At 39.1% G+C, this 18,654-nt stretch carries 15 protein-coding genes and 1 pseudogene; 13 read left to right on the top strand and 3 right to left on the bottom strand.

Annotation, left to right across the window (positions count from 1 at the left end):
• Positions 1-799 precede the first annotated feature (799 nt).
• From HBH39_RS08880 to HBH39_RS08825, 12 genes are all read left to right on the top strand, one after another.
• On the top strand, positions 800-3,106 hold the full coding sequence (locus HBH39_RS08880) for a hypothetical protein (RefSeq protein WP_167677496.1): 2,307 nt from the start codon (positions 800-802) through the stop codon (positions 3,104-3,106).
• A 418-nt stretch (positions 3,107-3,524) separates the two neighbouring features.
• Positions 3,525-3,851, top strand: a complete 327-nt coding sequence (tnpA, locus tag HBH39_RS08875) for an IS66 family insertion sequence element accessory protein TnpA (protein WP_167675102.1) — start codon at positions 3,525-3,527, stop codon at positions 3,849-3,851.
• Positions 3,848-4,195: an IS66 family insertion sequence element accessory protein TnpB gene (gene tnpB, locus HBH39_RS08870; protein WP_167677494.1), complete on the top strand. Its 348-nt coding sequence runs from the start codon at positions 3,848-3,850 to the stop codon at positions 4,193-4,195. Before tnpA ends, tnpB begins: the two co-directional genes overlap by 4 nt.
• A gap of 111 nt (positions 4,196-4,306) precedes the next feature.
• Complete coding sequence (gene tnpC / locus HBH39_RS08865) at positions 4,307-5,863, top strand: IS66 family transposase (RefSeq protein WP_167677492.1); 1,557 nt, start codon at positions 4,307-4,309, stop codon at positions 5,861-5,863.
• A gap of 14 nt (positions 5,864-5,877) precedes the next feature.
• Entirely contained in the window at positions 5,878-6,351 is a 474-nt protein-coding gene (locus tag HBH39_RS08860; protein WP_167677490.1) for a hypothetical protein, read from the top strand.
• 79 nt (positions 6,352-6,430) lie between these two features.
• Positions 6,431-6,907, top strand: coding sequence for a hypothetical protein (locus tag HBH39_RS08855; protein WP_167677488.1), 477 nt, complete (start codon positions 6,431-6,433; stop codon positions 6,905-6,907).
• A gap of 30 nt (positions 6,908-6,937) precedes the next feature.
• Positions 6,938-8,692 (top strand): caspase family protein, encoded by a 1,755-nt coding sequence (locus tag HBH39_RS08850; RefSeq protein ID WP_167677486.1) that lies wholly within the window; start codon positions 6,938-6,940, stop codon positions 8,690-8,692.
• A gap of 81 nt (positions 8,693-8,773) precedes the next feature.
• Positions 8,774-9,298 carry an AAA family ATPase gene (locus tag HBH39_RS08845; RefSeq protein ID WP_167677484.1) on the top strand — a complete coding sequence of 175 codons (525 nt, stop codon included), beginning with the start codon at positions 8,774-8,776 and terminating at the stop codon, positions 9,296-9,298.
• A 48-nt stretch (positions 9,299-9,346) separates the two neighbouring features.
• Positions 9,347-10,503, top strand: a protein-coding gene (locus tag HBH39_RS08840) for an IS3 family transposase (protein ID WP_167677482.1) whose coding sequence is annotated in 2 segments (ribosomal slippage) — positions 9,347-9,593 and positions 9,593-10,503 — 1,158 coding nt in all. Because the reading frame shifts where the segments join, the coding sequence is not laid out codon by codon here.
• Complete coding sequence (locus HBH39_RS08835; protein ID WP_167677480.1) at positions 10,466-11,830, top strand: ATP-binding protein; 1,365 nt, start codon at positions 10,466-10,468, stop codon at positions 11,828-11,830. The genes HBH39_RS08840 and HBH39_RS08835 overlap by 38 nt, the downstream gene beginning before the upstream one ends.
• Positions 11,831-11,940: 110 nt before the next feature.
• Positions 11,941-12,864, top strand: a complete 924-nt coding sequence (locus HBH39_RS08830; RefSeq protein ID WP_167677478.1) for a hypothetical protein — start codon at positions 11,941-11,943, stop codon at positions 12,862-12,864.
• A gap of 55 nt (positions 12,865-12,919) precedes the next feature.
• On the top strand, positions 12,920-14,236 hold the full coding sequence (locus tag HBH39_RS08825; protein WP_167677476.1) for a DUF3644 domain-containing protein: 1,317 nt from the start codon (positions 12,920-12,922) through the stop codon (positions 14,234-14,236).
• A 434-nt stretch (positions 14,237-14,670) separates the two neighbouring features.
• Here HBH39_RS08825 and HBH39_RS08820 read toward each other — a convergent pair whose 3' ends face one another.
• Together HBH39_RS08820 and HBH39_RS08815 are read right to left on the bottom strand one after the other, a co-directional pair.
• Entirely contained in the window at positions 14,671-15,960 is a 1,290-nt protein-coding gene (locus HBH39_RS08820) for a tyrosine-type recombinase/integrase (RefSeq protein WP_167677474.1), read from the bottom strand.
• 183 nt (positions 15,961-16,143) lie between these two features.
• Entirely contained in the window at positions 16,144-16,344 is a 201-nt protein-coding gene (locus HBH39_RS08815) for a hypothetical protein (RefSeq protein WP_167677472.1), read from the bottom strand.
• Between the two features lie 164 nt (positions 16,345-16,508).
• Between HBH39_RS08815 and HBH39_RS08810 the strand changes: the two are divergent.
• Positions 16,509-18,078: pseudogene (locus HBH39_RS08810) on the top strand (DUF3369 domain-containing protein).
• Here HBH39_RS08810 and HBH39_RS08805 read toward each other — a convergent pair.
• Entirely contained in the window at positions 18,075-18,539 is a 465-nt protein-coding gene (locus HBH39_RS08805; protein WP_167677470.1) for a hypothetical protein, read from the bottom strand. The pseudogene HBH39_RS08810 and the gene HBH39_RS08805 overlap by 4 nt on opposite strands.
• Between the last annotated feature and the right edge of the window lie 115 nt (positions 18,540-18,654).

Genomic DNA, 18,654 nt, shown 5'->3' with positions numbered 1-18,654 from the left:
TAAGACTAAAATCCATTCTAAAACCAGTCAAAACTCTAACCACATGCTGAAGGAGTTTTGAGGCATCTAATTAAACCCAAAAGCGCTCTAAATAAAAACTTTGCACTAAAATGGTGCGGCAAAATAGATTTTTAGGTTGTATATGACTGATTTTAAAACCTAAAGCTCTAGATCCACGAAATGACAATAAAACCATTTGGAATGAAAAACCACAATGTAAATGGCACTTTAAAGCTGGATCAGTTTAACTGATTTTAAAGAGGAATTTTTATATTTTGACTGGATCACTTATTTTAAAATGACACTATAAGATAAGATCCGATTAGTTTTTGAAATGATAACGCTGGATCTTACTTAAAATAACCTAGAAGCCACGTAAATAAAGGGCTGAAAGAAAATAGATATACAGACATATATTATATGAAAATGCTAATAATGTCGAGTTTTTAATCACTCTGAATATAGAGTATGTAAAGGCTATTAACTCATAAGAAAATAAGCTCAACCAACTATAAATTTGCTGTAAGCAGCCATTCAGATTAACTAACTTCTGCTCCAAACGTCATTAGGGCTGACTGTACCATCAAGTAAGTTTAACTTTTGTTAAAGTACATTTTCTCATAGTGAAAAATATGAATCTGAGTTATCCGATTAGGTTCGTTTTTATTCAATTGAGAGTGGCTATTACCTGATTTTTCTGTGATTATTGATTGAACTAAAATTTTTCATATAGGTTGGCTGCTTCCAAGAAGCAACTCATCCTACTAAACCGCTTCACTATATAAATGGATGTCAAACTTTGCTCGATAAATCCAAATTGCACTGGAAAAAGATAAAAAAGATGCCCCGTACTCTTATATCAAGTGTAAAGAACTCATTGTCTCTCTGGCACGCTAAAGGATGGCAAAAATTATATTTCTTGAAGAATTGGCTTTTCAGTTTCAGGTCTAAATATGCTGGTAAATTAGGCTTTGTACATGTGGTGGGTCTAATGATGGTCACAGCAAATTTTGTACCGGCCCTTCAAGTTCAACTAGAACCACACTTTGACCAACCAGAACGACTAGCTTCATTTAAGGCACTATTTCTTTCTCTTGGCGGGGCAATGATAGGTGCTACCGCAATTGCTTTCTCACTCATAATGTTTGCAATGCAAGTAAATGTCGAACGTATGCCACATGGCTTATTCAGAAAGTTCAGCTCAGACATCAGGTTGTTGGGGGCATTTATCGCGACATTTTCATTGGCTGTCATCATCCCAGGATTTTCGTTGATACCAGATAAATCTTGGGTAGCAGGCGCTACTGTAGTAACAATTTGGTGTATGTCTTTAATTATATTGTTATTTATACTCGCGTATCGCAGAGCGCTTGCGTTGATTAGTCCTACTATGCAATTAAAATTGGTGGTCGCTGACACGAAAAGGGACTTTGAAATATTGGACAAAGCCGTAAGGCGAATGAGGCCCATACTTCGTGCCAATGCAAGTATTGATAAAGAGAATGAGGATATCATGGGTAAATACGATATGGACCGCCTTACCTATTTTCAGTTATATCCAAATTGGGCAGTATCAGCTGAGCAAGCAATTTCCTACTGTATTACATATTCAAGACGCCACGCAGAACAAGGCGACCACGAAGTTTCACGGGTTGCACTACATGGGATCGTTGCAATCAATGCATTCTATATAAAAACGAAGGGCAAAACTTTTTTTCCAAGTAACCCTTTTATTGATAATCCGCTAGCATCTGATAGCTTTCTAACAAACACACTTGAACATTTGCGGCAGAATGTGCAAGTAGGTGTTTCCCGGAAAGATGAGCAATTCATTGAACAGAATTTACACAGCCTACTTAAACTTACAGAACTCTACCTATCTATTGAATATGGTGAAGAGTATGACCCAAGGTCGCATGCACATTTGGTATCAGGTTATCTCACAGGTGCTGTAGAAAGTGTTGTTCCACATGACATGGCTGATGTTTTGCTTGAAGGTGTATCAATACTAGGAAGTGCGGCCCGACTTATCGTCGTACATGACAAGCCCGAATATATTGCCTCCATTTCGGAGAAAATCGCACTTATTGCTTGTACTGGGACTGTTAATAAAAACTACCAGCCTGTATCTCAAGTAGCAGTTAAACAGCTAGCAATGCTCACTTTTGAACTACTTCGGAGCAAGTCGTGGGAAGTGCGTTATGCAGTAAAAGAAGTGCGGGATGATGTAAAGCTGATTGCAGATATGTACCTCAAAATACCAGATTCCCCGCTTACGAGTGTTCATAGCTCAAGTCTAGCACCATACTACTCGGGAACCAGCAACGACACACTAATGGCATGGCTGTCGGAACTAGTAAATGCTTTATCAATGGCGGATGCTGATGACGAAAACGCACAACGAGTTGTTCACCACTTAGAAGAGTGGGCTGATGGACTGTATCAAACAGAAAAAGAAGTACTATTGCAGGCTATTGAGAAAAGATCTCAACTTACGTTCGATTTAATCCACTGGGTAGTACACACAACAAAACTACTTCTCGCTGTTTCTTGTTCTGATGTTTGTGATGATTATCATAGAGACAAACTAAGAAAATCGGCTTCTTGGTTGATTAGTGTGCTCTCTTGGATTCCTGACGACGAAGGAACAATAAAATATATAGAAACATACCGTATCGCAGATAATATCTTCGAATCCGCAGTAGATGCTCATAAACGTGGTTGTGATATCGAAGCGCTTGAGATTCGAAGCTTACTTCTTAGTTGGACACGTAAGGTCGGTAAATATCAAACTGGTTGGTCATCCTTAGAAACTGCTTGTTGTGGCTTGGCATGCTTGAATTTAATCCTTGAATTGCCAAATGAGAAACTGTTCACGGATATTGATACATATATTTCCAAGGACGATGCCCCTAATTTTGATATCCGTTCAAGGGCCGCTTCTGACCTACATGAAGAAGCAGATAAATTCCGCTCCGGATATGGTCGCAGCAATATAGATATGGCAATGGTGCATGCCGACCAATCAAGGCTTAGCATACTTCTGCATGGAGTAGCAGAACGCTTATGTCCAGAAACTAATGATGCTGGAATAGTTGAAGATTAGAATGAACACTAGGATGTACCATACAGTAGAGGATTAGTTCAAATTGGACAACTACGTTTAGGCTTGTCCCATAATGCAAATACTAAACGTACTCAGAAAGATTGGAATGTTCGAAAGAGCGTGACTTAGAGTTAGTTGGGTTGGGGCTTCGTAACTGTGGGCATCCTACTCTGAGTGTCGGATGCCCAGTTTAGTTAGCCAACTCTCTATATCAGCATAACCTAAAACACAGGCTCGCCGTCAAAGTCCATTGCATCTTTAAATGTTTTTCGGTCAACGAGAGCGATATTTTTTCCGAGTTTAGATACTTTCAAAAAGCCATCTACCTCACTTCCATTGTAAGCGTCTGCCCAAAGGCACATACCGCTTACTATGCTGTTGATTTATTTTGTTCCCATGTTTTATTGGGAGATACATAATGAAAACCTTTCGTAATAAACAGCAGTGGCAAGAGCTCGTTCTTGCGCAGCAGCAAAGCGGCTTAAATATCAGTGCTTATTGCCGCAAACATAAATTATCCACATCGAGCTTTTATGCCCACAAAAAGCGCTTGGCATCAACTGAGGGCGCTTTCGTCTGCGCCCAAATCTCACAACATAAAGTCATTGAGCATCAAGTGACTCAACTCGAACTCGCGCCGCCAAACGTTGCTATCACATTAGAACTCGCTCATGCCAAATTGCACTTGCCTCACTCAGTCTCGCCGAGTTTTCTTGCGCAATTATTGCGAGAGCTTGCGCCATGAAGATGTTTATCGACCCACCTGCCATTTATTTACATCGTGATGCCGTTGATTTTCGTAAATCCATTGATGGCCTTGTGGCGATTGTTGAACAAGAACTCGCCCATGATGCTTATACTGGCGCACTATTCGTGTTTTGTAATAAGGCTAAAAATAAACTCAAATTGCTGTATTGGGATAAAACGGGATTTGCCCTGTGGTATAAGCGCTTGGAGAAGCAAAGGTTTAAATGGCCCAGTAAAGTTGACCGCCAAGCCTACAGCTTAACCGAGCAGCAGCTTTCATGGTTGTTATCAGGCTTTGATGTGATTGGGCATCAATCACTTAACTATCAATCTTTAGCTTAAATGAGACAAATAAGGGCGATCGTTTTGCAGTGAAGGATCGTTGACACTACCCCTGACATGGATTAATGCTTAACCCCTTATTTGGCTTGCTATTTCTGATACACTGCGGGCATGAAAACCTTGCCCCATGAATTACCTGACGACCCAGCACAACTCAAGCAAATGCTGCTTGAGTTGCAGCAAACGTTGGCCGAAAAAGATGCCCTGATTGCCGAGCAAAGTGCACAAATTCATGACTTACTAGTCCAATACAACGCTAAGCTCGCCAGAGAATTTGCTAAAAAATCAGAGAAACTGCCTGGCGCGGAGGAAGTCTTTAATGAAGCAGAAGCTGAATTAGGTACAGAACAAGTCGATACCCTTGATGCGCAAGATAAAGCGCTACTTACTGAGCTACCGACGCTTGATAAATCATTAGAGCAACCCAAGCGAAAGCCATTGCCAGTTGAACTTCCTCGTGAAGAGGTCGTTGTTGATATTGATGAAGCCGACAAATACTGTGATTGTTGCCAAGGGGCGCTGCATCAAATGGGGCAAAGTTGTAGCGAGACGCTGGAATTTGTCCCCGCGCACATCAAGGTAATAAAAACCATTCGACCGAAATATGCTTGTCGTCAATGTGAGCAGCAAGGTGTTAAGGTCGCGATAAAAACTGCGCCCATGCCTGCAACGCCTATCCCAAAAAGCATGGCAACGCCAAGTTTGCTTAGTCATATCATCACCTGCAAATATCAGTTTGGCTTGCCTTTATATCGCCAAGAAACCCTATTTTCTGATATTGGTGTTATGCTCAATCGCAAGACCATGTCGAGTTGGATGATACGCTGCGCCGATTTACTTGAGCCTTTATATCAACGCCTGAAAGTCAGTTTACTAGCGCAAGACATTATCCATGCGGATGAAACCCCGCTTAAGGTATTAAAAGCCGATAAACCGACTAGCTACATGTGGTTATATTGCTGTGGTGATGATGCTCCCAAGGGCAACACTAACATAGTACTCTATGATTATCACAACAGCCGTGCAGGCCAATGTGCCGTTGACTTTTTAGCAGGGTTTTCCGGTTATTTACAAGTGGATGGCTATCAAGCCTACGCCCAAACCGATGCGACCTTGGTAGCTTGTTTGGCGCATATTCGTCGTAAATTTATCGAAGCTAAAGGGAATAACAAAAAAACAGGCAAAGCTGATGTAGCATTAAACCTTATCGGTAAACTTTATGGCATAGAGCAACAGATTAAAGGTAAATCTGCTGATGATAAATATGCCATAAGGCAGCAAAAATCCAAGATTATCATCGATGAACTTCATCAATGGCTATTACAGCATCAAGATAAAATCCCCCCGAAAATGGCATTAGGTAAAGCCATCATTTATGCGCTGAATCAATTTGAAAAGTTCAGGCGCTACTTAGATGATGGCCGATTAAGTATCGACAACAACCGCGCCGAACGGGCGATAAAACCCTTTGTGATAGGTCGCAAGGCATGGCTATTTTCAAATACACCGCATGGTGCACGTGCCAGCGCAATCCTTTACAGTCTCATCGAAACAGCGAAGGCCAACGACCTAGTCGTACATGAGTATATCGCTAATTGCCTGCAAGGCTTGGCGGATAACCCAAGTGACGTTGAGTCTTTACTACCGTGGAATATCAAGCAAAGGTAAATGGCTAGGTGTATTTGCCTAGACGCTTACCCTTTAGGGGACAGTACTCAAAAGTTGAAGAGCTTGTTTACTCAAAGTTTCTGGATGCTTACCAGAACAAGTATGAAGTTAGTCATAACAAAATGATTGCAGACGTTGAATTGGATATTCTTCTTACAGGCAAACATATGCTAACTAAAGACTACATAGTGGAAGTGAAATATATAAGAAAAGGGTTTAACTTTGGTTGGCTCAGAGAGGCTTATCTGAAAAACATCTATGCCAAGAGCGTTTATTCCCAAATTACAAATAGATTGCCGAATACATTATTGCTCATTGTGATCGGCTCCGATGCATATGATGAAGATAAATATAACGGATTACTTCAGAGACTGGGAAAAGATAGTATAGGTAGAAAAGGAAAAGATATAGTCCGTTTAATAACTAAACAGGAACTTATGAGTATTAATAATTCCGATTTGCAAGATAAGGTAGGAATACATGCCTAACAAATTGCTGCACTCGGATAAATTACTCGCTACGCTCCCAATTTTCCGGTGAGCAAGGCTTTAGCTTTTAAGGATAAAAATGAACATTGATGAAATAATAAAGTTAGCCAAGCTTGAAAATAAAACGCTATTTAAAGCGCTTTTTGTATCATTATTTCTATTTTTTGTTTTTGCACCTGGATGTGCGCTCTTAATCCTAGAGGGTAAAAGTGAGTTATTTAATTCACAATTAACCGTTACATTAGGTACTGGTTTGCTAATTTCTGCTCCTTTTATTTTTCTTGGGGTTGTTGTTTACATGCACCCATATAAGACACTATGCGAATTTAGACATAAAAGCGCTACAGAAGCAGCTTGGAACTTATTGATTGGAGCCGGTATCTGGTCTCTTCTTTCAGCAGGCGTTTCATTTTCTTTTATCCATACAGCAAATGAATGGCTCATGCTGAATGTATCAGAAAATATATTAATTCAATATGGTGCAGTTTGGTTTGTACTTTTTTCGGTATTCGGCGGTATTTTTTATATCAATTCGTCCCGTGAAATTAAAAGCTAACAAGGCAATAAGCGCTCGGGGAGAGAGCAGATGCGAGATTTAAAATACATATTAAAACAGAGTTATGAAAGCAGCAGAGCTTTGATCATAGGCATAAACGAATATCAAAATGCCTCTCCACTTGGATATGCCGTAAATGACGCAAAAGAAGTAAAAGATATTCTCATTGGAGAGCTGGGGTTTGAAGCTGAAAATGTTACTTATCTTACTGATAGTGATGCAACCAAATCTAACATCCTAAAATCATTTCTTTCGTTCACATCAGAGAGTGTGAAGGTCGATGACAGGTTACTCGTCTTTTTTGCCGGTCACGGGCACACTAAAACAGGGTTTCGAGGCGAAGTTGGTTATTTAGTCCCCTACGATGCAGATATGAATGATTACTCCACATTCATACGCTGGGATGAACTTACGAGAAATGCAGAGCTCATTAGAGCGAAGCATATATTATTTGTTATGGACGCATGCTACGGCGGTTTGGCCGTTAATAGAGACATCCGAGCTGGAAGTAGTCGATTTCTAAAAGATATGTACCAAAGATTTTCTCGCCAAGTAATAACAGCGGGAAAGGCAAATGAAGTTGTTTCAGATTCAGGAGGCCCGATACCAGATCATTCTGTGTTTACTGGCCATCTAATTGAGGGTATTCGTGGCAAAGCTGCAAATGAGCATGGTGTAATTACAGCTAGCGGCCTTATGGCCTATGTGTATACAAAAGTAGCCAACGATCTTAACTCTAAGCAAACTCCGCATTATGGACAGTTTGATGGAGACGGTGACTTTATAATTGCCGCGCCGAATATCGATGAGCTTTCAGGTGATGAGAAGAAGGATATAGATGAGCTTATATCGGTGCCATATGCGGAGGTGTCGAGGAATAATGTAACGCTGGAAGAAAAAGTCGATTACGTTAAAGAACTTTTATCTTCGCAAAAGTCTCACATTAAACTCCATGATTTTGCCATTGAAGAAGTGAGGTTGTTTCTTTCAAGAACTAGCGAAGATAATTTTGCGGTAAGTGGAAGCTATTCTGATGAAGAATTCTTAAATCGAATTTCGTCTTACGAGAAGTACACCAGAGATCTTGGTGCAATAGTTGCTGTAATGGCATATTGGGCGACTGAATCAGAAGTTGAGGTGCTGCATAAAATTATATCGAGAGCTAGTGATAGGCTTATTGAATCGCAAGGAGGCCTGAATGTTTGGTTAAATCTCCGGTGGTATCCGTTGTTATTGCTGCTTTATCAGGCTGGAATCGCGGCTGTAGAAAGTAAAAACTACCAAACTCTATCGGCAATCCTTTATACGAAACTTGGCGAGTCAGACTTCAGCAATCATGAACCTTATTTTGCCCAAAAACTATCGAGCGGAATTCTTGAGCTCACAAGGGCTGATGTATTTAAACGAATCCCGGGACATGAGCATCAATATACGCCTACAAGCGAATATTTATTTAAACAGGTTCAGCCTTTATTAGATGACCTGTTTTTTTTGGGTAAGGGATATGAAGCCAGCTTTGATGAATTTGAAATATTGTACGCCTTAGTAGTAGTGGACCTCAGACTTCAAGGAGAGCAAAGCATATGGGGACCGATCGGTAGGTTTGGATGGAAGTATTCGAACAGAGGTGAAAATTCACCTTTTGTAAGGCTTGCGACTGAATCTTCTAATTTGAAAGAGCATTGGCCACCGATAAAAGCAGGCATGTTTGGAGGTTCATATGAGCGCTTTGAAAAAGCTACAAACGAATTCAAAGATGTTCTTGGGCGGCTCAATTGGTGGTAGCACTCTAACAAACGCGTCAATCAGGACGCTCGCTAGCTCGCGCTAATTACGTGGGCGTTATAACCCTTAAAAGGAATTTTTATGAAGCTTGTATCTGTAGAAATCGAAAACATACGCTGCTACAAAGACCCTGTTAAGGTTCAGATTGATGACCTTACTACGTTTATTGGCAAAAACGATATAGGAAAGTCTACAGTATTAGAAGCATTAGAGATCTTCTTCAACAATGATACTGTGAAGATTAGCCAAGATGATGCAAACATCTCTAATGAGAATAAAGTGGTTTGTATCACCTGTGAATTCACGAATCTGCCAGACAGAATAATTCTTGATAGTGGGCATGAAACCACCCTAGAAAATGAATATTTATTGACGCCTGAGTCAACCTTAAAAATTAAAAAAACTTTTGATTGTGGAAAGAAAACACCAAGTTGTGATGTTTTTATTATTGCCTACCACCCGACAGCTGCTGGTGTAAGTAACTTACTTGAACTTAAAGAAAAAGATCTTCAGAAAATAATAAAAGATCAAGGCATTGATAGCGCCCTGAAAGGCAACCCTCTAATGCGAAAAGCCATATGGGATAATGTGTTGTGGTTGAATTAGCCGGACACTTCAATAAAGGAATATAATAATGCCATTATTGAGGTGAATATGACTAAACGAATAAGTAAACAATATCCAGATGACTTTAAACAAGAAGCTGTCGCTTTGGTTCTTGAACAAAATTACACAATAGTTCAAGCAGCAGCTTCTTTAGGTATCACAGATAAAATCCTTTACAGCTGGGTTTCTAAACACAAAAAGCAGGCACAAGGTGATACCTTATCTGTCGATGAACGCACCGAACTTATGCTGTTACGCAAAGAGAATAAACGCTTATTAATGGAGCGTGAAATCCTAAAAAAGGCCAGTGCCTTCTTTGCGAAAGAAATGAAGTAAGGTACTCATTTATCAAGACTCTTGTGTCGAAATACCCTATTTCGTTGGCGTGTAAAGTGATGCAGGTCAGTTCGTCAGCGTATTACGTTTGGCTTAAAAGGCCTGGTGAGCTTATCACTGCTGACACACTAGAATTATTTCGTCGAGCTAAAGCACTATTCAAGGCCAGTAGAAACAGCCTGGGTAGCCGAGAATTAGCTAAAGCATTACGCAAAGAAGGGTTTAGTATTACACGTTATCGCACTATTAAGTTAATGGCGCGATTGAAACTGGTGGTAACGCAACGTCTGGCTTATAAAGTCACCACGAAGCGTAAACACAGTGATAGCGTGGCTGATAATTTGCTTAATATGAATTTTAATCCTGTTGGGCCAAACCAAGTCTGGGCAGGAGATGTGAGCTATCTTAAAACAGGCGAAGGCTGGCTATATCTCGCAGTGGTGATGGATTTATATTCTCGCAGAATCGTCGGCTGGCATATCTCTAAGCGCATGACGAGAGGCTTAGTGGAGAAAGCATTTTTGAAGGCTTATAACTTGCGAAAACCACCTAAAGGCCTAGTTTTTCATAGCGATAGAGGTTCGCAATATACTAGTAAAGGCTATCGACGTTTATTAAAACAATTGGATTGCAGAGCAAGTATGGGCGATGTGGGAGCGTGTTGGGACAATGCTGTTGTAGAGCGATTTTTTGGTAGTTTGAAACACGATTGGTTATTAAAAGTACCACAGCCAACTCGTCATCATATGTGTGATGATGTGGCTAAATATATGAAATATTACAATGTAGAACGACTGCATTCGGCAAATGCTGATCAGTCACCTATAGACTTTGAAATCTCTTTTAGAAAAGTGTTCGGTTGGAGTTGACCAGAACAATGTTAAAAACCTCGAACTTCAAGAAATAGAAATACAGGTAACAAAACCCAAAGAAGATAGCAAAAGGATCTGGGAGCAACTTGATAAGTACTTGCCTTTGTTTGCTCTGTTTCAAAGTGACAGAAGTAGCAAAGATTCAGATGGAGAGGTCCAAGATCCTATGAAGGCTGCTGTTGCTACTGCAATAGCTGAAGTTAAGGATGATATCGAACGGATTCAGCAAAGAGTAAAAGCAAGGACGGAGGAGATTGCGAATAATACTCATAAAGCACTTGAAACCATTGATAAAACTCTTGCATCAGAGCTAGTGCCAGATTTTATTCCGCCGACCCCAGCGAAATGGACAGGCTTATTTTCCGTAAGTCTTAGTACAGATGGTATACCATTAAACAAGCGTGGAAGCGGCGTGCGCCGATTGGTCTTAGTTAGTTTCTTTAAAGCTGAAGCGGAAAGGCTCCTCACACAAGGTAGCAAAAAAGGAATTATATACGCAGTAGAGGAACCTGAAACCGCACAGCATCCCAACAATCAAAAGATACTTCAACAAGCATTTTCAGATCTTGCAAGTGAACATAATTGTCAGGTAATACTTACGACTCATAGCCCTGGGTTTGCTAGTGATCTTCCAATTGAGGGTATTCGTTTCGTTACACGAGATGAAAATGCAAAACCTTGCATTGAAAGTGGTGTAGATGTACTCGGAAAAGTAGCAGAAGCACTTGGAGTGACGCCAGATAGTCGAGTTAAGCTAATTTGTTGTGTTGAAGGTCCAACAGACGTCAAAGCATTAAAAGCGCTAAGCCGTGCATTACATCTGGAAGACAATTCGATTCCTGATTTAACTAATGATGATAGTGTCGCTTTCGTTGTTCTAGGTGGTGGTAATTTAAAACATTGGGTGAACGATAATTATCTAAAAGGTTTTGGACGCCTTGAATTGCACATCTACGATGCTGATGTGCCTAGCTATGTGGGTGTAATTGAGCAAGTTAATGCTCGTGGCGATGGTTCAATTGGTTTCATTACGCAAAAACATGAAATCGAGAGTTACCTGCACTCGGATGTAATAAAAGCGGCTTTTGATGTGGACGTTGTTGTAACAGATCACCCCAATGAAGATGGAAAAGCAACGCCTAAGGTTTTCGCAGAAGTATATTCTGTTGCACAGGGATATGATGGTGTTATGAAAGACAACAATGCCAAAATACGCCTCGCTGAAAGAGCTTTCCCACTTATGACTGCGGATATGATTCATGAGAGAGACCCGAATGGAGAAGTGAAAGAGTGGTTCACAGCAATGGCTGGTTTTTTAAATTAGTGCATCGGGTTATAACAAGTCAACTCTCGCGGACGCAGCGTTGCTGCGCCGGTGCTTGAAGCGTTACCTACTTTTCAGCACTTGAGTTAAATATCAAGTAAGGAGGCTACATGGGTGCATATGAATCAAATAGACGAATAAAGTTTGCCTATCAAATGGAACATTGGAGCTACGAAAAGGGTAATCCTGCATTGCTAAGAGCTAATGCAAAGAAAATTATTCCGTCTGAATATAAAACTGATATGGATGGAAGCTTATTCTGCCCAGGTTGCTTTACTAATCTTAACCGTGTTCCAAAAGAAAAGGAACATTTTACCAATGGACGAGAAGCATATTTTGCTCACATTAGAACTTATAAAGACGTTAAATGCGATCTAAAGTCAATTAAACCAGAAGGTAAAAGGTACGAAAACTGGGAAGAAGCCAAGAAAGCAATTGACGATGAGAACTTGGTTATTATAAGTAGTTTTTTAAAAAGCAAACCTGAACCTAAAGAAGATCAACCTGCAATTTATGATGAAACTCCTGTAGAAGATCAGGCGGGACCGACTACAGAGGTTGCAATTGGACGCCATAATGGAGAAACGTTTGCCTTGCCTAGTCGGATCAAAACTGTAGCTGGTCTCTGTCGAAATTTTGATGAAAACTTATATAAATACTTCCATTTACCTAATAAAAAATATGCCATTCGACTTATAGACCTTTTAAAAAGTGTTAAAACAATTTCAGAAGAAACTGATGTCCCGAGTTTTTATTACGGAAAAATTGTAAGTACAGCACATTTGGGTGAGCACAAAAAGCCAACTAACTTTAGAATGACTTACCTTGAAAATAATGCAGAAGCCGTTTGGGATTTTTGTCTAAAGTCGCAAGATAAAGATCAAAAAGCACATGGTATTGACGACAATTCAGTTGGCCGCATATTGATAGTTTATGGCACAGTAAAACAAAATGGTACAGGCTTGTGCTTTCAAGGTTTAGGTTGGGGGGAGTTTAGTTTACTTCCTGAAAAGTATAACCATTTGTTAGATTAGGCACATAACAAACGCTTCTCAAGGAAATCGAGGCTAAGGCAATAGGAGAGTAGGGATGCCAGTTAAAAAAAAGGATGATCGACAACAAAAATTCTTTACCTTTCTACAGAAAAAGCAAAACGCTGGCCAACTGTTTAGTCGTGAAGATGTAATTGCTGCCACCGGTTGGGAGGCAAATACATTTAAGACGTATTTAAACAAGCGTCAGATATCACAATTCTTGGTTGAGGTTTCCGCTAATAAGTTTGAGGCTATAAATACCGTTGGTATTACGCTAACTGAGTTTAAGAAGCGGTTATCTCAAAGCAAGCACTTTCAAGAACTTGGGCATAAGTGTAAAAGCAATCTAGCCAAGGCTCTACTTAAAAAGTCTAAAGATAATATGATGCTGGCATTAGAGTTGTATAACAGACCCTCATTGGAGAATAAACTCGATGGCTTTGTGATGTTGTTCTGTACAGCATGGGAACAATTATTAAAAGCTAAACTAATTGAGAGAGATGGTGAGCACAAGATATACGAAAAAGTTAATGGTAAGAAAGGGTTGAAACGCACGATACCGTTACGTGTGTGCTTAGACAGGATCTATGAGCAAAAAAATAATATTCGCCGCAATATTGAAATTATAGCGGACTGGCGCGATGAAGCTGTTCATTTATTAATGCCAGAGATTCAATCGATTGCGTCCAGAATATTCCAGTCAGGCGTACTAAATTTTTCAGCTGAGTTTGAGTCATTCGCTGAAGTGCCATTTATTTCTTCCCAACATACAGGCATGTTATCTCTGGTTGGAGACTTCCAACTACCACCGGCGTCACTATTAAAGTCGCTTTATGGCTCCGCCGCAGATCAAATATTAGAATTAGCTAGCCAATTAGAACAAGATATCGAAGCAGCGGATGACATTACGTTTGCCATACCGATTAACGTGTCTTTGATGTATACGCAGGATCAGAATGGAACACAGGTGATACTTGCCAAGGCCAATGGCAAGAAAGAAGACATTGAGAATCTCAAGAACGTACTGATGGTAGAAAAAGCGGTAAACCCTGAAAAGTCTCATCCATTTACACGAAGCAAATTGCTGTCTAGCGTTTTAGAGAAGCTGCAAAAGTATGATGACGTAAAACTAGGGCGTTGCTTAGTGTACACAGCTGGTGCAAAACCATCTTTGAACACCAACTGTATCGACGCTTGTATTCATAAGTTGAAATGGAAATCCAACGACAACGAGTATCATCATTACATTAAAGTATCAGACAGACACCTTTATTCGATGAGTGCGGTCGATGAACTTGTAAAGAGAATTACAGAAAACGAAAACTTTGTAAGAGAAGCTAAAGAGAAATACAACCGGCGTAATAAAAAGTGAAAGATATGACGCGCTACGTAAATAAATAGGCGTTGGTGTACGCATTTAAATTTAATTCACGTAGCGTCGCGTTATTAGCATATACAAATAATGTCAGTTTTCAGCCATCAAATGGCAGAATTGTTCAAACCCAATCCCAAAAAAGGGATCCAGCGTTAAAATATCAAAATTTAAATTCCTAAAATCTAATGTATGTGTAACCAGTTGAATAGTGGTGTAAATTTTTGACACACAAAACTGGATCGATCCAGAGTTAAAGTGCTAATTACAACAAATAAGGGATGGTTACATGTACACCGCATATTCTATTTAACATAATATACATTGTGCGCAGTTATATATAAAAGTTTATCAATAGGTACTAATTTTACTGTTGCGCTCTAATGATAAATTTGATGCATTTTATGGTGTAAATTTAGCGTGTCTTCTAATTATTAATAATCACCTAAATGATTTAGTGGTTTATTCTGTGCACTTTGGTCTCGTTCGGTTTGACTGGTATGTAAATATTGAGAAGTTGTATCGATACTTTCATGACCTGCGTCGGCTTGAACATGTGATAATGGTCTTAAATTGAAATTAATATCATGAGTAATGCCAGTATGCCGTATGTTGTGTGCAGTGAGTTTTCTCATTAGTTTGCTTTCATATTCAAAGCCATCATTAAATGCCTTATCTGCAGCAAGATTTATGAGCGTATTAATTTCTTCGCGTATTTGCCTAATACCAAGGTTTGCATTTAGCATGCCTGAATCTCGTCCATGTCCAGCGGCTTTGTGACGTATAAAAATTGGATTGGTTTCATCTGATGCTGGTAATGGTGGCAAGCCTAAATAGCTTCGGTAATTTTTAAGACCTTGAAGCAATGATTTAGATACAGCGATGTTTCTTGCCTTACCACTTTTAGAAAAAGGTACATGAAAATACCAAACACCTGTATGGGGATTCTTTTTAAATTGGCTCATCAGTGGTGAATATCCAGATCTAGCACTGATTTCAGATATTCTTAAATAGCAACTATAAAGTAGATTAATTAAAAACAAACTTCGTTGATGCTTTTCTGGTTGTGATAATGCAAGTTCGGTTACGGTCGATACAACATATGACCATTGTAATTGAGTAAATGCATGTTGATTATCATCTTCATCAAGTGAGAATTTCTTTTTTGCCGCAAACCGACTGTGTTTTAACCATAATTGTGCAGGGTTTCTTTCAGTATATTCTTCACTGATAAGATAACCATAAAACGATGAAACTATAGCAATTTTTGTTTTCAATGCGTTATCACTCAATCGATAAGGTTGAATTTTTCCATCGATTTTCTTACCAATAAAGGGTCTCCAAGCACTATTTGGGACTCTGTCATTGATTGATTTATCATTCTTAAATTGCGCGACATTGAAATAGCCTATTAGTGATGTTGGTGGCGATTCGCAGTAAGCAATGTACCTGCCAATATCTTTGCGAGTCACTGCAATTGGCGAAAGACTGGCAACATCAAAGCACCAATGCAAAAAGGTGGTCAACTCGCTTCTGTAAGCTTTATAGTTATTTTCTGAATGACGCTGTTCATATAGCCAATCTGCACAATGCTCAATGATTAAACCGGCATCGGTCACACTACCTATAGATAATTGAGTGATATATTGGTTTACGAAGCTGTTTCCTTCGAGCAGATAGTCAGAAGAATCAAATAGTGGCAATACTGGAGGTAGCATATTCATAGCAAAGATTAATCTTTAAATACAATGCCTTATTATACACATAGTTAATGCCGATAACGTTATTTATCGGCATTAATTGACATCAGTAATTATTAAGTTTTACTAATACATTTAAATTTTACTTAAGTCGTTGCTGACTAAAACCTATTCTCGCCACTTATTATTTTTCTTTAAACACAATTGTCATGCTATTTCATGTTCATTCATTGCTTCATAGGTTAGCTTGTTACAATGAATTTTTTGCTGACAATGTACTAAACATATTTTCCATATAGCCTTCTTGGTTTCTTTATCTAAACACTTCAAATCAGCAGCGCAGAGCTCCCCTTTGTTGATTAAACTTGCGACTTTTTGATAACAAATGGCAACTTTTAATTCATTCATTAGAATCCCCTTTATTGGTGATAATGATTCTCAATTGCATTAAATTTAATCCATCTATACCATTTTTACAACCAATAAATTTAGTTGTACTACACTTAATGAAGCATCAACATACCCTTTCTTTCTTCTTATTTATAAGTAAATACAAGGCTTGAGGTATTTTAATGAGTGTAGAAATTATTAATAAGCGATCTTTATTTTCTTCTAAAAAAACGGTTAAGCCTAAAAATACCCTACCTAGTTGGAAAATATTGATTGTCGACGACGAGCCAGATATTCATACAGTAACTAAATTTGCCCTATCTCGTTTTGAATTAGACAAGCGCCCTCTTGAATTCATCAATGCCTACAGCGCTGCTCAAGCTCAAGAAATATTGAAAAAGGAGAAAGATATCGCTATTGCTTTTATCGATGTCGTCATGGAAAGTGATCATGCTGGACTTGAACTTATAAAATGGATACGTGATGTGTGTAACAATCACACCATCAGAATTATTTTACGTACAGGACAACCTGGTCAAGCGCCTGAAGAGCACGTCATTGTTAATTACGACATCAACGACTACAAAGCTAAGGCGGAATTAGACTCAAGAAAATTAATGACCTGTGTACTCTGCCCTAAGATCCTACCGAGACATTATGGAAATTGAACAAGCTAGAGCTTGTCAAGCTCAACATCGCTTAGGGCTTGAACGCGTTTTAGAAGCCACTTCAGGCTTATTTGAATTAAGAACTTTACACCGTTTTGCTGATGGCTTGTTAACTCAAGTTGCCTCGCTACTGAAACTCAATAGTGAAACGCTTTTATTAACCTGCAATGCACTCGATGTAATGAGTGGCCATATAGATAACCAAGATATCGAAGTACTTGCTGGCACAGGTAAGTATCAAAATTGCGATAAAGATTCGATTCCTACAGAAATCATCTCTTTGCTTAATAAAGCATTAGATGAAAGAAGATGTTTATATGAAGATAATTGTTTTATTGGCTATTTCCCGACTAAGTCGAGTCAATTAATCAATATCCTTTACATGGATGGTTTAGATCTCATTAGCGATTTGGATAAAAAATTAATTGATATATTTGCAATTAATGTAGGCATTGCATTCGAAAATCTATTGTTAAATCAGGAAGTAGAAGATACCCAATCGGAATTAATTTTACGCTTAGGGGACGTGGTAGAAAGTCGGTCTAAAGAGGCAGCAAATCATGTAAAGCGGATGGCAGAATACAGCTATGAGCTAGCATTGCTTGCAGGACTTTCAGAAGAGGAAGCAGAGTTAATAAAGCGTGCATCACCTATGCATGATGTTGGAAAAATTGCTACTCCAGATTCAGTGCTATTAAAGCCAAGCCAATTAGATGATTCAGAATGGGACATAATGAAGCAACATCCGCTGATTGGTCATCAAATAATGGCTGATTCTGAACGCCCAATTTTAAAAACAGCCTCAATCATTTCATTGCAACACCATGAGAAATTTGATGGTACGGGCTACCCTTCTGCTTTGTCTGGTGAAGATATTCATATTTTTGCACGAATAGTGGCCATAGTAGACGTTTATGACGCGCTTTCACATAAGCGTTGTTACAAGGATGCATGGCCAATCGATCGGGTTTTAGATGAAATGAATCAGGGCGCAGGAAGCCACTTTGACCCTGTTTTATTAAAGCTATTTATTGATAATATCCACGTATTTGAAAGGATCAGAATTCATTGGCTTGATACTTAACTGTTTGACGGTGCATCAGCTAAAAAATCGAACCACACTCGATACGTTTTGCCTTCTTGCGCAAAGCTAATATTCGCTCGCCAAACCATATAACCGCTAGCACATGATCCGTAAATTAAATTACCGTTGTAAACCTTATAATCCATGTTTGCAATTGGCGTTAGAATTACAGGGATTACGCCCATATACATGTCTCTGCCTTCTACTACTACATTAACGTCAGACACGGTTTCTGAAAATGCCAGAGAAATTTCAATTGGCTTTTCGCTTGGAGCGTGTTTTTTATCGAACTGCATTGATACAAGATTACCATTAACAACTTGTTCACATGGCTTTATTTGAAACTGGCATAGGCTGTCATCTTGACCATATTTTTGCTGTTCAATTTTATCAGCTGGCTCACATGCTATTAAAAAGTATGATGAAAGTATCACTAATAAACGAGCTGTTTTTGATTGCATACTTTTTAGCCTATTCGTTAATTTTTGTAACATTATCTTTCAGAGATTGATCTAGATCAAAATTCTACAAGAGAGTTAAGTTTCTTTTTTGATGTAGCTCAAGTATCATAACCCC

Origin of the sequence: Shewanella aestuarii (genome assembly GCF_011765625.1) — a bacterium.
GTDB lineage: Bacteria > Pseudomonadota > Gammaproteobacteria > Enterobacterales > Shewanellaceae > Shewanella > Shewanella aestuarii_A.
Note: the sequence above shows the minus strand (reverse complement) of the source record. Positions and strands in the feature narration are given on the sequence as shown.

Coding starts and splice junctions, on each gene's coding strand:
- HBH39_RS08825 (WP_167677476.1), top strand. CDS start 12,920: ATGCCAGTTAAAAAAAAGGATGATCGACAACAAAAATTCTTTACCTTT.
- tnpC (WP_167677492.1), top strand. CDS start 4,307: ATGAAAACCTTGCCCCATGAATTACCTGACGACCCAGCACAACTCAAG.
- HBH39_RS08805 (WP_167677470.1), bottom strand. CDS start 18,539: ATGCAATCAAAAACAGCTCGTTTATTAGTGATACTTTCATCATACTTT.
- HBH39_RS08830 (WP_167677478.1), top strand. CDS start 11,941: ATGGGTGCATATGAATCAAATAGACGAATAAAGTTTGCCTATCAAATG.
- tnpB (WP_167677494.1), top strand. CDS start 3,848: ATGAAGATGTTTATCGACCCACCTGCCATTTATTTACATCGTGATGCC.
- tnpA (WP_167675102.1), top strand. CDS start 3,525: ATGAAAACCTTTCGTAATAAACAGCAGTGGCAAGAGCTCGTTCTTGCG.
- HBH39_RS08855 (WP_167677488.1), top strand. CDS start 6,431: ATGAACATTGATGAAATAATAAAGTTAGCCAAGCTTGAAAATAAAACG.
- HBH39_RS08815 (WP_167677472.1), bottom strand. CDS start 16,344: ATGAATGAATTAAAAGTTGCCATTTGTTATCAAAAAGTCGCAAGTTTA.
- HBH39_RS08820 (WP_167677474.1), bottom strand. CDS start 15,960: ATGAATATGCTACCTCCAGTATTGCCACTATTTGATTCTTCTGACTAT.
- HBH39_RS08850 (WP_167677486.1), top strand. CDS start 6,938: ATGCGAGATTTAAAATACATATTAAAACAGAGTTATGAAAGCAGCAGA.
- HBH39_RS08845 (WP_167677484.1), top strand. CDS start 8,774: ATGAAGCTTGTATCTGTAGAAATCGAAAACATACGCTGCTACAAAGAC.